Source organism: Engelhardtia mirabilis (assembly GCF_007748095.1).
Lineage (GTDB): Bacteria > Planctomycetota > UBA1135 > UBA1135.
Genome location: NZ_CP036287.1, coordinates 2,001,425 through 2,015,488, shown reverse-complemented (window position 1 = coordinate 2,015,488; position 14,064 = coordinate 2,001,425). Strand labels below are relative to the sequence as shown.

At 71.5% G+C, this 14,064-nt stretch carries 7 protein-coding genes; 4 read left to right on the top strand and 3 right to left on the bottom strand.

What is annotated here, in order from left to right; translation table 11 throughout:
* The first annotated feature begins 131 nt into the window (after positions 1-131).
* The 3 genes from Pla133_RS07290 to Pla133_RS07280 all read left to right on the top strand — a co-directional run bounded on the left by Pla133_RS07290 (position 132) and on the right by Pla133_RS07280 (position 6,467).
* On the top strand, positions 132-2,810 hold the full coding sequence (locus Pla133_RS07290) for a sulfatase (RefSeq protein ID WP_145064268.1): 2,679 nt from the start codon (positions 132-134) through the stop codon (positions 2,808-2,810).
* A gap of 183 nt (positions 2,811-2,993) precedes the next feature.
* Positions 2,994-5,648: a sulfatase gene (locus Pla133_RS07285; protein WP_145064267.1), complete on the top strand. Its 2,655-nt coding sequence runs from the start codon at positions 2,994-2,996 to the stop codon at positions 5,646-5,648.
* Positions 5,649-5,699: 51 nt separating this feature from the next.
* Entirely contained in the window at positions 5,700-6,467 is a 768-nt protein-coding gene (locus Pla133_RS07280; protein WP_145064266.1) for a hypothetical protein, read from the top strand.
* A gap of 12 nt (positions 6,468-6,479) precedes the next feature.
* Here the strand turns inward: Pla133_RS07280 and Pla133_RS07275 are convergent, their stop codons facing one another.
* From Pla133_RS07275 to Pla133_RS07265, 3 genes are all read right to left on the bottom strand, one after another.
* Positions 6,480-7,943 carry an MBOAT family O-acyltransferase gene (locus Pla133_RS07275; protein ID WP_145064265.1) on the bottom strand — a complete coding sequence of 488 codons (1,464 nt, stop codon included), beginning with the start codon at positions 7,941-7,943 and terminating at the stop codon, positions 6,480-6,482.
* Entirely contained in the window at positions 7,940-9,220 is a 1,281-nt protein-coding gene (locus Pla133_RS07270) for an SGNH/GDSL hydrolase family protein (RefSeq protein ID WP_145064264.1), read from the bottom strand. Before Pla133_RS07270 ends, Pla133_RS07275 begins: the two co-directional genes overlap by 4 nt.
* A gap of 321 nt (positions 9,221-9,541) precedes the next feature.
* Positions 9,542-11,131, bottom strand: coding sequence for a hypothetical protein (locus tag Pla133_RS07265; RefSeq protein ID WP_419192209.1), 1,590 nt, complete (start codon positions 11,129-11,131; stop codon positions 9,542-9,544).
* A gap of 452 nt (positions 11,132-11,583) precedes the next feature.
* Here Pla133_RS07265 and Pla133_RS07260 point away from each other — a divergent pair, with 452 nt between their 5' ends.
* Positions 11,584-14,055 (top strand): sulfatase, encoded by a 2,472-nt coding sequence (locus tag Pla133_RS07260; RefSeq protein WP_419192208.1) that lies wholly within the window; start codon positions 11,584-11,586, stop codon positions 14,053-14,055.
* Positions 14,056-14,064: the final 9 nt, after the last annotated feature.

The window sequence follows — 14,064 nt, the reverse complement described above, 5'->3', positions numbered from 1 at the left end:
GCCCGGTGACGACTGGCGCGGCCCGCCCCCTGGCGGTCCCGCACGGAGTATCGGTCCGCGGGGCGGCGCCGGCCGAAGGGTTGGACCACTGGCCTCGGATGCAGGCGCTGATCGGGGGCTAGGATGTCCGAATGAGTGTCCGCCAAGTCGCCGCCCGATGCCTTGTGCTCTTGACCGCCTGGGGTCTGGGCAGCTGCGGCGCCTCGGATCCGCCGCGGCCCTCGTCCGGCGCCGCAGGTGAGGCGGCCGCTGAGCCCGAGCAGTCCAACGTGGAGTCGCTGCTCGCGCGCACCCGCTTCGAGCGCGTACGCGATGTGGTCGACTACCTACCCAGCGACGACGGCGGCTTCGGCGACCGCGACCTCGGCGGCTGGCGCCACATCACCGACGAGATCGGCGAACGATCGGCGGTGGCGACGAACCAGGGCTTGGGACGGCTGCGCCTCTCGGCGGCCGATGCCCGCGACCGCCGGGTGGAGATCGTGGCGCGCATCGGCAAGCTGAAGCGCGGCGGCAAGGATCAGGTTCCCGGGCCGCTGTCGGCGACCCTGGGCGGCATGACCATCGAGCTGGGCCAGCTCACTGAAGAGTGGCGCGAGTACGCCTTCGAGGCGCCGGCCGCCCTTTGGCGCGAGGGCGACAACCAACTGACCCTCGACGCCACCGGCGACGAGTTCGAGCCCCAGGAACTCCTGGCGGTGGCACGGGTGCGCGTGCTGCCGAGCGGCACGGCGGGCGCGGTCGACTCGGCTGACTCCTTCGACGTTGACACCGTCGAGCCAGTGGCCTCGGACGGGTCGACCGACCCCGAGCACATCGGACTCTTCAGCCCCTCCGAGGCCGTGCGCCTGCCGCTGACGGGGATCGACGGGGCGCAGCTCACGCTGGCGGTCGAATCGCCCGGCGATGGCGAGCTGGCGGTGCGGCTGACACCGCGCAGCACCGTGACCGGCCTGTTGGGTGACACGGTCTTGGAGGAGTTCCTCGCCATCGACGCCGGAGCGCCGCGGCCGATCGTGATCGGCCTGCCCGCAGCGGCGCCGCCCCTGGCCGAGCTCGAGCTGCGCTGGTACCCGTCCGACGAGCGCTCCGCGGCGCGATTGATCCGCGCCGACCTGGCCCGCACCACGCCCGCACCCCCGCGCCTGGTCGTGTTCCTGAGCGTCGACACCCTCTCGGCCCAGAACATGTCCCTCTACGGCTACGAGCGCCCCACGACGCCCTTCCTCGAGCAGCTGGCCGTTTCCTCGTACGTCTTCGACCGCTGCTCCTCGAACTCGGGCTGGACCCTGCCAAGTTACGTGTCGCAGCTCTCGGCGCTGCTGCCCAACTCCAATCGCCTGGTCGATCCCGACGAGCGCATCGATCGCACCATCTGGAGCGAGTACCAACTGAGCTCGGGTCGCTTCACGCTCGGCGAGTTGATGAACTCGGCCGGGTACCGCACGGCCGCGATCGTCGACAATCCGTTCCTGGCCTACCTGCGTGGACTCGACCAGGGCTTCGACCGCCTGGACGTGTCCCCCTCGGACAAGGGTCACTACGACCTGGAAGGCGGCATGGTCCAGATCAGCCGCACGGCTCTGGAGTGGATCGACGAGTGGGACGGCGAGCGCCCGCTGTTCCTGTTCCTGCAGGTGCTCGACGTCCACGGGCCGTACCTGACCAGCGCGCCCTGGCGCGACACGTTCCGCCCCGCGGAGCCCGGCCCCCTCGCTCCGATCAGCGGCCCCCAGAGCAGCGCCCGCGGCTCGGTCCCCGAGTACATCGCCCGCGGCGCTCGGGAGATGGGCTTCGACGGAGCCGAGGACATGGCGCCGATCGACCAATTGCTGGCCTCCTACGACGAGAAGGTGCTGGAGATCGATGCCCGCATCGAGGCCTTCTTGGCCGAGTTGGAAGCGCGGGGCCTGCGCGACGAGCTGCTCTTCGTGCTGTCCGCGGATCACGGAGAGATGACCACCCAACGGGACATGCTCTTCTTCCACGGGCCAGTCTTCGAACCGTCAACGCACGTGCCGCTGCTGATCGACCCGCCCGGCCAACTCGAAGGTCGGCGCATCGAGGACCGCGTTCAACTGGTGGACCTGATGGGGACCCTGGCCGAGTTCATCGGCCTGGACCCGGAGCCCTTCGCCCAGCACGGCCGTTCCTTGGTGCCGCTGCTGCGCGGGGAGGCCCTCGAAGCACGGCCGATCGTGATCCAGACCACCTTCCGCAACCAGCGCGCGGTGATTCACGGCGACTGGAAGCTGGTGCTGTCCGAACCCTGGTTGATGCCCGAGTTGGCCACCAGCCTGACCTATCCCCAGTACTGGGAGCCCTGGGCGAAGCGCTTCCCCGAGCTCGCCCGCGAACTCGTCGGAAGCGATGACCTGAGCCAACCGCCGATCTACGACCGCCAACGCTTCGACGCCTTCGAAGCGCGACATCCGAAGGTCGCGAGCGCGACGCGGCACTTCTTCCACGGACTCGGCCCGAGTGTCTCGCTCTACAACCTGGCCCAGGATCCGGGCGAGCTCACGGACGTCTCCGCCGCCCACCCGGAGGTCATGAATGCGCTGGTCGATGTTTTGGGCATCAGTGAGCAGCTCACCGTCAGCGCCCGCGCGGCGGTGGCCCCGGATGACTTGATCGAGCACCTCTCCGACGAGGCGCTGAAGGAGCTCGAGGCCCTCGGCTACCTCGACGGCGACGACGACCCCGCGCCGAGTCCGGACGGGCCGCACGGGCCGGAGGCGAGCCCGCCGGTCGGTGGCGAGCCCTCGACCACAGAGCCGGCAGCCGCGTCCGACACTGGCCAGGGTTGAGGCGCACTTGTGCGCCGACTTCAGTTGCCGTCCCCGCGGCGACGAATCCAGCTCACCGGCCGGCCGCGAAGACCCCGGGGCAGGCGGGTGCCGCTATCTTCCCGGGCCGCACCTGTAGCGCTCCAGGTCCCGCGCGGTGCCCGGGCCCGATCTCCGGCGACTGCCGGCCGTAGAATCCTCCCCATGCAACTGAACGACCCGGCGCGAGGCCTGCTCTTGGTGGCCCTCGCAGCCGTCCTGCCCGCCTCCTGTGGCGGCTCGAACGGCCCGGTGACGCCCGGCCAACCCGGCGTGCTCTCCAAGTCCGACGAATTCGTCGAGCCCCTGCTGGCCCGCGCGTCGCTCGAGCGCGTGGCGGACGTCGCCGCCTACGAGCCCGAAGCCGAGGGCTTCGGTGAGCGTGGCCTGGGGGGCTGGCGACACCTGACTGAGGTCCACCAGGGACGCGACTGCGTGATCACGGTCCACGGCCTCGGCCGCCTGCGATTGACGGCCGGCCAGCCTCGGGACCGCAGGATCACCTTCGAGGCCGCGCGCGGGCCCGGGCTCGAGGGCGCCGAGCCGGCGACCCTCTCGGCCGAGCTCGGTGGCGAGCACTTCGAGCTGGGCGAGCTGTCCGGCGAATGGCGCGAGTACGGCTTCGAGGTGCCGGCCAAGCACTGGACCGAGGGTGGCAATCGCCTGGTCCTGCAGGCCCATCCCGAGGGCAACCAGGAGAGTCGTCTCCTGGCCGTGGCGTCGGTGCACGTGGACGCCGTTGACGACGCCGGGGCGGCCGAGCCGAAGCCCTCCCCCGGGTCGGCGACCCCCGGAACGGAGCGCCTCGGAGCGGCCGACGCCGTCCGCATGCAGGTCGCGGGAACGGCCGGCGGCAGCTTGACCGTGGCGCTCGAGGCGCAGGTCGGAGGCGAGCTGTTGATTCGACTCGTGGAGCTGAACCCGACCACGGGCCTGGCCGGCCGCGTGGCCCTCGAGGAAGCCGTCGGGGTCTCGCCCGGCAAGCTGACCACGTCCGAGCTCGAGCTGCCCAGCGACGCGCCGCCCCTGGCGGAACTCGAGCTGCGCTGGTACCCGGACGACGACCGCGGATCCGCGACGCTGGTGCGGGCGGACCTGAACCGCGCGACCGGCAAGCCGCCCGCCCTGGTGATCTTCCTCAGTGTCGACACCCTGGCCGCCCTGAACATGTCGCTCTACGGCTACGGCCGCGAGACGACCCCGGGCCTCGATCGCCTGGCGGGCAGCTCGTTCGTCTTCGACCGCGCCACCTCGAACTCGGGCTGGACCCTGCCGAGCTACATCTCGCAGCTGACCGCCCTGCTGCCGAACTCCCATCGGGTGACCACCGCGGAGCGGCGCGAGGACGCGACGATCTACAGCGAGTTCCAACTGACCCAGAACCGCCTGACGATGGCGGAGCTGATGAACGCCGCCGGCTACGAGACCGGCGCGATCGTCGACAACCCCTTCATCGCCAACCTGCGCGGCGTCGGTCAGGGCTTCGAGCGCTTCGACATCACGCCCTCCGAGCGCGAGCTCAAGGACTTCGAGGGCGGGATCCAGTTGGTCAATCGCACGGCCCTGGAGTGGATCGACGGGTGGGACCAGAAGCGCCCGCTGTTCCTGTTCCTGCAAGTGCTCGACGTCCACGGGCCCTACATCACCACCGCCCCCTGGCGCGGCACGTTCAAGTCCGCCGAGCAGGGTCCCCTGGCGCCCCTGGCCGGGACCTTCGTGACGGCGCGGGGGTCGGTGCCCGACTACGTGGCCCTGGGCGCGCAGGAGCTCGGCTTCGAGCGCACCGACGTGGCGCCGGTGGGCGCGATCCTCGACGCCTACGACGAGAAGGTGCTCGAGATGGACGCGCGCATCGCGCAGCTGCTCGACGCCCTCGCCGAGCGCGGCCTCCGCGACGACGTGCTGTTCGTGCTCTCCGCCGACCACGGCGAGGTCACGACCCAGCGCGGGATGTACTTCCGCCACGGCTCGGTCTACGAGCCGTCGATCCACGTGCCTCTGCTGATCGACCTGCCCGGCGCCCAGAAGGCCGGAGTGCGCGTCGAGGACCGGGTCCAGCTCGTGGACCTGATGCCGACCCTGGCGGAGCTGGCCGGGCTGGATCCCGAGCCCTTCTCCTTCCACGGTCGCTCCCTGGTGCCGCTGTTGCGCGGTGAGAGCCTGAAGCCGCGACCGGTGGTGGTGCAGACCACCTTCAAGAACCAGCGCGCCGTGCTGCACGGGGATTGGAAGCTCATCTTCGTCGAGCCGTGGATGATCCCCAACCTCTCGTCGGCCTTGACCTGGGACTACATGTGGGAGCCCTGGGCCGAGGCCTTCCCCGAGCTGGCGGCCGAGCTGGCCGGCACCACGGACCTGAGCGAGCCGCCCCGCTACGACCAGCAGCGCTTCGAGGCCTTCGACGAGCGGCACCCCAAGGTCTTCTGGCAGACCAAGATGTTCTTCAAGGACCGGGGTCCGGTGTACCGGCTCTACAACCTGGCCGACGACCCGCTGGAGGAGCACGACCTGGCCTCGGCGCGGCCGGACATGGTCGCCACCCTGCGCGCCCTCTTGGACCACTCCGAGACCATGACGGTCGAGTCGCAGCTCCTGGCCGAGCTCGACCAGAGCGAGAACCAGATGTCCGAAGCGGTGTTGGCCGAGCTGGCGCTGCTGGGCTATGTCGATCCGGCTGACGTCAAGGACGATGCGGACGATCAGGTCGGTGGTGAGGCAGCCGATGGTGCGGCCGATGCCGGCGCTGGAGGCGATGGCGACGATGGCGGCGCCGCCCCTGTTGGTGACCCCCCCGGCGGTGACACCCCGGGTCAAGACTGAACGCGAGCCGCGCGCGGCGAGCTCCCCCTCCCCCCAACTCCGATTCGATCCGTGACCAGCTTCCGCCTGCGCAGCCTGCCCTTCTTCGCCCGCCTCGGACTCACGGGCGTGGTCGGCGCCCTGGCCATCGGCCTGTGGTCGTCGATGCGCCACCTCGAGACCCACCACCAGAAGAACGACGGCGAGCCCGGGCTGTCCTTCGAGGACGTGCTCGGCGCGTACCACGGCGTGCGGGTGGAGGCGCCCCTGCGGGCGGTCCTGGCCCGCGAGATCTCCCACCCCGCCAACCTGCCGGCGGAGGAACGCAAGGCCCTCGAGGACTGGCTCGCCGGCGACAACCTGATCGACGGCTACGACGATCTGGAGCTCGACTTCATGGCGCCGGCCGAGATCATGGCCCGCTCCTGCGTGCAGTGCCACGCGGCGGACAGCGGCGTCGTGGGCGCCCAGTCCCTGCCCCTGGTCTACTGGGAGGACGTGTCGCGCATGGTCTCGGACAAGGAGATCATCCCGGTGCCGCGCGACATCCTGATCATGTCGATGCACACCCACGCGACCGCGATCGGGATGTTGGTCGCGATCATCGGGCTGCTGGCCGCGGCGACGCGCTTCTGGACGCCCCTGCGCTGCCTGCCGCTGCTCGCCGGCGGACTCGGCGCCTTCGCGGACCTCGGCGGCCAGCTCCTGGCGCGCGAGCACGCCGCGTTGGTCTGGGCCATCCTGGGTGGCGGCGCGGCCTTCGGCATCGGCCTGGGTCTGGGGCTGGTGTTGATCACCCTCGACCTGTGGCTGCCGGGCGGGCGTCCGAAGGACGCCTGAGCGCCTGCGCGCTCAGAACTGGAAGTAGATGTAGGGAGTCTCGCCCACCACCAGCACCGCCACGCACCCCGCGGCGAGGCCGGTGATGATCCCGACCACCGGCGTCGGCGCGCGGTGGAAGGCGCGCCGCACGGCCTCGGTGATCGCCGGCGGGTACCAGTGCAGCAGGGCGCCGCCGATCAGCGCCCACCAGCCCCACTCGCCGATGGCACCCAGGGCGCCGTCGCCGAACTCGGTCGCCACGCCGAGGATCTGGTCCGCATCGAGGGCGCGCACGAACATGCAGGTCAGGGCCGTGAAGTTGAAGGTCAGGAACCAGGACACGGCGCTCTTGGCCCGCGTCGTGGCCCAGGGCCGACCGCCGCGCAGGCGCTCGAAGAAGCGCTCGCCGATCATCGAGAGGCCCTGCATCAGGCCGTAGATGACCCACAGGATGCTGGCCCCGTGCCAGACGCCGATCACCAGCATCGTGATCAGCAGGTTGCGCGCCACGCGCCATTCGCTGCCGCGCGAGCCGCCCAGGGGGAAGTAGATGTAGTCGCGCACCCAGGTCGACAGGCTGATGTGCCAGCGACGCCAGAACTCGCGCACCGAGCGCGAGCGGTAGGGCAGATCGAAGTTCTCGGGCAGGTCGAAGCCCAAGAGCTTGGCGGCGCCGATGGCGATGTCGGAGTAGCCCGAGAAGTCGTAGTAGATCTGGAAGGCGAAGCCGTAGACCGCGAGCAGGTGCACGACCCAGGAGTAGTCGCCGGGACTGTTGTAGACCGGATCGACCAGGTACGCGCCCAGGATGTCGGCGATGGCGACCTTCTTGAGCAGGCCCGTGACCATGCGCCACAGGCCCTCGCGCAGGCGCTGGCGATCGAAGCGCGGACGCAGCTCGAGCTGCGGCAGGAAGTCGATCGCGCGCACGATCGGGCCCGCGACGAGCTGCGGGAAGAAGGCCACGAACAGGCCGAAGTCGCGCAGGTTCTTGGCCGGGGCGAGCACCCCGCGGTAGATGTCGATCGTGTAGCTGAGCGTCTGGAAGGTGTAGAAGCTGATCCCGACGGGCACGATGATGCGCCCGAAGTTCGAGTCGAGCAGCCCCGCCGGCAGCAGCGAGGTGCGCGCGGCCCACAGGTCCACCTCGAGACCCAGCGTCGTGCACAGCAACTGGACGCTCTCGACGATCCAGTCGGTGTACTTGAAGAAGCCCAGCACGCCGAGGTTGCCGACCAGGGAGATCAGCAGGTAGCGCCGCTTGCGCCGCGAGTCGTCCGCCTGGGCCGCGCGGTGGATCTGCGCCCCGCACCAGTAGTCGAGCAGGGTCGAGAACAGGATCAGGCTCAGGTACCAGGCCTCGTAGCTGCCGTAGAAGACCAGCGACGCCGCGAACAGCATCGTCAGCCGCAGCTCCCGGCGGTTGGCCAGGGCCCAGAAGAGCAGCACGACGATCGCGAGGAACGCGAGGAACCCGACGCTGTGGAAGTTCAAGGCGTGCGGCTCCCGTCAGCCCCGGTGTCGGGGAAGGGGTTCTCGCCGAAGGGGCGCGTGCGCGGCGCCGCGGCGCGGCGCTCGCGCAGGGACTGCAACAGCCCCTCCTCGCGCAGGCGCTCCACGATCCCGCGGGCGATCACCTCGTGGCCCGCCTTGGACCAGTGGTGGTTGTCGCCCATGACGAAGCGCTCGCGGTCGCGCCCCATGCGGTCGACCTCGTCGAAGAAGTTCCAGGTGGCCAGTCCGCGCTCTTGCAGGAGCTCCTCCAGCACCGTGGTCGGCTCGCGCCGGGGCGTGTCGACCGGTGGGGCGCCGGCCTGCTGGTTGCGACGCAGGAACGAGCGCCAGGTCACGGCGGAGTCCTGCCAGATCTCGGGCAGGACCAGGATCCGCAGCTCGATGCCCCGCTCGGCGCAGGCCGCGCCCAGGGCCTGGGCCTCGTCCAGGGTCGCGCTCAGCATCTGCGCGGCCACTTCAGAAGGCTCGTCGCGGCTGACCATCCAGCGCTGCACCGACGCGACCCGGTTGCCGCCCGTCTGGAACTTTGCGCGGTGTCGGCGGTAGATGCCCGAGACCGAGTTCAGGTAGCGGTGCGCGTCGATCACGAGGGGCACCAGCGCCTCGGGCCAGCCCTCGACCACGTCCGCGGGGATCATCTCGTCCGAGTCGTCGCCGGCGCGCACCCAGCGCCGCGCCAGGGACGAGTCCAGCATCAACTGGGCCCCGGGACTCGCCACGACGAACACCAGGTCCGGCTCGAGCGGGTCCAGATAGGCCTCCGCGCGGCGACAGGACTGCAACAGCGAGTAGCCGCTCACGCCCCCGTTCAGCACGCGGAAGCCGCGCCCGGCCAGCAGCTCTTCCAGGGCGTAGTTCCAGCACCACGACTGCATCGCGCCGCCGGCCCCGAAGGTGCGCGAGGCGCCGAAGCCGACCAGTCGGACCTCGTCGGGCGGACAGTCCTCGGGGATCTCCGGGTTGCGCAGACCGAAGCGGTCGAGCTCGGTCTCGAACTCCGGGTTCACGAAGTGCGGCCGATTCACCCAGCCGATGTGCTCGTGCTGCATGATCGGGCGGTTCTCGTCGTCGCCCTCCTGGTCGATGTCCCACCAGACCACGAGCTGATCGACCAGCACCATCCCCACCAGGACGCCGACCAGCACCGCCAGCAGTTGACGCAGGATCGGCCCGCGGATCACCGGGCGCGAACCGTCGGGCTCCGCGTCCTCGAGCCCGAGGGTGCCCGTTCCGATCTGCGACTCGGCGCTGCTCACGATTGGTCTCGGACGACCGTCCGTCGCCCACCCGTTGGGTCGACCGGTCCACGCGCGAGGTGGAACGATGCGTGGGCGCACTGGCGACTCGGGTTCATCGGGGGGACGGGCGCTGCCGCGGCGCGCGAGTATAGCCCCCGTGGGAGCGCCGAGACCCGCCGCGGCGATGCCGAGCCATCCGTCGGCCGGCGAGCCCCTGCGGTCGGAGGACTCAGCCCGCTGGTCGGCGGACAGAGCCCAGCCGTCGTTGGACAGCTTGCCGACGTCGACAGACAGCGCCCGGTCGTCGGCGAACGGGACCTCGCCGTTGGCGGGCCCGCCTCAGCCGTCCGCAGTCAGGGCGTAGACGCGACCGACCTCGGTGCCGCCTTCCCCGGGCCAGGCCAAGGCGCCGCCCCAGAAGCTCCCCGGCGCCTCCTGGGGCGACACCGCGTAGCCGAAGTGGTCGCGCGCGTCCTGGCCGTGGAAGGCGGTCCGCTCGCCGACGACTCCGGAGGCCGGCACCGGCACCAACGAGACCGTCCCACGCCGATAGCCGATGGCTGCCTCTTCGCCCGTGCGTGCGATCGAGTCGTTGGGCGCGCCGACCGCGAGCCAGGCACCGTCACTCGATGCGGCCAGGCTCCAACCGAAGCGACCCTCGGCGCGCTCGCCGGTGAGCACCGCGAGGGCCTCGGCCCGATCCAGGTCGTGGATCGCGACGCGGCCCGAGTCGGCACCCGCCTCCGCCGCGGCCAGGGGTGAGCCCACGGCCAGGAGCGGCGAGCGCCCCGGCGGTGCGAGCCAGGCCACGGCCTTGCCGAACGAGGCCAGCGGATCGCCGCCCCCGATGCGTCGCGGGGCCCCCGCGCCCTCAGCCGACCCGTCCGCGACCACGACGTAGCCGCGGCCCTCGCCGCCGGTGGCCAGGAAGGTGTCGGCCTCCGCGTCCCAGGCGCACTGGGGCGCGCCCGCGGCGATCAACCCGTGCCCGCTCCCGGCGGCGACCACCGCCACGTCGCTGCCCAGCAGATCGCCCGGCGCGCCGACGCACAGGGTGCGCGCCGCCAGCTCCGCGTCGTCGACCGCCACCCGGCGGCGCCCGGATTCGCGCAGGGCCCGCAGCCGCGCGCCCGAGATCAGGAGCACCCGGCCCCCGTCGGCCGCAGCCAGGGGGCCGCCGGGCGCGCCGGCGACGAGATCGCCGATGCCGTCGCCGTCGAGGTCACCGGCGGCAGCCACGCTGTAACCCAGCCGGCCACCGTCGCTGGGTCCGACCAGGACCAGGTCGGCCTCGGCCGAGGTCAACTCGCCGCCGCGCCCGGCCACCAAGGTCTGCGCCGCGAAGATGTAGAGCGCCCCGCGCTCGGCCGGGCGTTGCTCGTCGCCGAGCTTGACCACCGGTCCGCGTGGCGCGCCGGCGACCAGATCGGTCAGGCCCGGATCGCCCAGCAGCCCGGGCGCGAGGCACAGGTCGAAGGCGAAGCGATCCCCGCCGCGCACGCCCTCGATCGTGAGCAGGGGTAAGTCGGGGGCTCCGGAACCCAGGGCGAAGAGGGCCAGGCAATCGCGCTTCAGGTTGCGCTCGGCCCGGGACTCCTCCCACTTGGTGCCGCCGCCCACGGCCAGGATCGTCGCGCCCCCCGGGGCGATCCGCCCGGGGGCCGACAGGGCATGGCCCAGGTGGTCGTCGCGGTCGGTGCCTTCCAGGATGCGCGGCGCCGCGGCAGCCGGTCGCGGCAGGTCGCCCAGACCGCCGAGCCGCGCCCCGTCATCCGAGAGAGCCTCGGAGGCGCTGCCGCGAGCCGCACCATTCGGCGGAGCACCATCGGTCGAGGATCCCCCCGACAGTGTGGAACCACCGGCCGCATCGCCCCCGGCCCTCGAATCGGAGCAGGCCGTGATCGCGCACGACAGGACAGCGACGACCATCGCCCGCTCCAATCGCTTCCCGGTCCTGCCCGCCATGGCGCCCATCATGCGCCATGGGGACCCTGGCGCGCGACGGCGCCGGCATGACCGCCGAGGGCGCCGCTCCACCCGGGGGCGAGGGTCCGCCGGGCCCGGCAGGTCGATGGCCTCGGCGTCCGAGCGCCGCGAGCGAAACCGCCGCGCCCCATCCCACGGGGGACGCGCGGCAAATGCCGCCGACGCGATCGCCGACAACGGCCCGTGAACCATCCTCGGCTGTCGGGCGCCACGCTCCACCGAGAACCGGTCGCTTCGCAGGGTGCCAGCGGCGGACGAGCGGGGAGCGCGGGTCGACGATTGGGTCCGCTGGGCGCCGATCCTGTTGCCTGCTGCGGGCTAGACTCCTGGCCCGAGTCCCACGGCGAGCGTGGCGACCCCTCGATCCAGGCCCACCGGTATCCCAGATTCTCCCCATGTCCGGGTCCCACGCCCAAACTCGCCGGTGCGGCCGTCGACCCGCGCCGCTGCTCCTCGCAGCCGGTCTCGCGGCCCTCGCCGCCTGCAGCAAGCCCCCGCAGCCCGCGCCGGCCGGCTCCGGGATCGAACTCCTGGCCCGCCAGCCGGATTCGGTCATCCAGCAGCTCGGCAGTCTCGACGGCGACGTGCTCGGCAGCGACGCCCTGTATTGGGGCGCCGGGTCGGAGTGGATCCGCTCGCGGGTGCCGGGGGTCGGGGAGCACTCCTTCAGCCGCGCGCGCACCGTCTGGTTGCAGCTCCCCGCGGTCGCGGCACAGGATCGAGTCATCACCCTCGAGCTGTGCAGCCCGGGCGCGGACCGGGCCGAGGGCGAGGTGGCCGACCGCGTCACGGTCGAGCTCAACGACCTGCCGATCGGCGAGTTGATCCTGGGCCGAGAGCCGGCCAAGTACCGCCTCGAGGCTCACGCGCCCCTGTGGCGCGAGGGCGAGAATGCCCTGCGCCTGCAGGCGCAGCAGCTGCGGCCCCTGGACCGCGGCGCGGAGCCGGCGGCGGACGTGGGCTTCGGGCTGATCTCGGTGGAGTACGGCGAGGCCCGTCGGGTCGAGCTCGACGAGCGGCGCGGCAGCGCCCAGTTGGTCGACGGCACGGCGCTGCGCTACCTGGTGCAACTGCCCCCGGCGGCGCGGCTCGAGCTGGCCGGCAACTGCAATCGCCCCGGTGACCTGGTGGTCGAGTTCGGACTGCTGAACCCCGCCGACGGGTCCCTGAAGCCCGGAGTCCTGGGCTCGCAGATCGTCGAGGTCGACGCCGGGCCCCTCGCGGCCACGCTCGAGATCCCGGAGAACACCGACTCGGTCACCTCCCTGACCCTGCGCTGGTTCTCCGACGAGGGCGGGCGGCTCGACCTGCGCCGCGCCGCGGTCGACTCCGACATGGCCCCACCGCGGCCGTCGATCCTGTTCATCTCGATCGACACCCTCTCCGCGCGGCACATGTCGACCTACGGCTACGGTCGGCCGACCTCGCCCGCCATGGACGCCCTGGCGGCGGACGGCGTGAAGTTCGAGCGCTGCGTGGCCAACGCGCCGTGGACGGCCTACAGCTACATGGCGCAGTTCTCCGGGCTCTACCCGGAAGCGCACAAGCGCGACATCGACGCCATGCGCCGTGCGCCGGTGATCTACGAGCAGTACAACCTCGCGCCCAACCGCTGGACCGTGGCCGAGGCCCTGCGCGCCGCCGGTTACGACACGGCCGCCTGGGTCGACAACCCCTGGCTCGAGCCCGCCCTGGGCATGGAGCAGGGCTTCGACCTGTTCGACCGCTCGATGGTCGAGATTCCCCTGTGGGACACCTCGGGCGGCATCGACGGGATCACGGCGGCCTTCGAGGGCTGGCTCGACGAGCGGACCGACGAGCGCCCCTTCTTCGCGATGTTGCAGGCCCTGGACCCCCACGCGCCCTACGTGGTCAGCGAGGAGTACTCCGAGCTCTTCGCGGGCGACGAGCTCTACGACGCCCAGCGCCAGGAGCCGGTCGGCATCGGCCAGATCCAGTCCTTCCGCGTGATCCCGGACCACGTGGCCCGGGGCGAGGTGCCCGAGGGCGAGCTGCCCGCGTCCATGCGCACGCGCCTGTTCGCGGACGCCTACGACCGCAAGATCCGCCACGTGGACGACGCCCTGGCCCGGCTCTTCGCGTCCCTGAAGGAGCGCGGGATCTACGACGACCTGTTGATCGTGCTCAGCGCCGACCACGGCGAGTCGATCCTGACCCACGAGTACTACTTCGACCACGCCACCCTGTTCGACGAGACCCTGCACGTCCCGCTGATCTTCCGCCTCCCGGGCGGCGCGCAGTCGGGCACCGAGGTCGAGACGGCGGTGCAACTGGTGGACCTCTACCCGACCCTGCTCGACCTGGTGGGCTTGCCGGTCTACGACTTCCTGCGCGGACGTTCCCTGGCCGGCGCGATGCGGGGCGAAGCCCTGGAGCCGGTGCCCCTGTGGAGCGAGGGCGGCATCGGTCGCCAGCACTGCGTGGAGCTGGACGGCTGGAAGCTGATCTGGTCCGACGACCGCTTCGCCTCGCCCCAGTCGAAGATCCGCCACCGGCGCCTGCCCGCCGATTGGATGGAGCAGCTCGCGCCCGATCTGGTCGGCCGGATGATGTCGGCGGGCGAGATCAAGGACTGGCTCGGCGACCACCCGGAGGTCCGCAAGGAGCTCGATCGCCGCCTCGGGGAACACTACGAGCTGTACCACCTCGACAGTGATCCGTTCGAGCTCGAGAACCTGGCCGACGAGGAGTGGGCCAAGCGCGAGGAGCTGATCGCCGTGATCGAGGACATCCTGGCCCTCAACGCCGAGGACAAGGACCGCGCGTCCCAGTTGACCCTCGCCGAGGACATGAGCCCCGAACGGCGGGCCCAGCTCGAAGAGCTCGGCTACCTCGAGCGCGAGTAGCGCCACCCA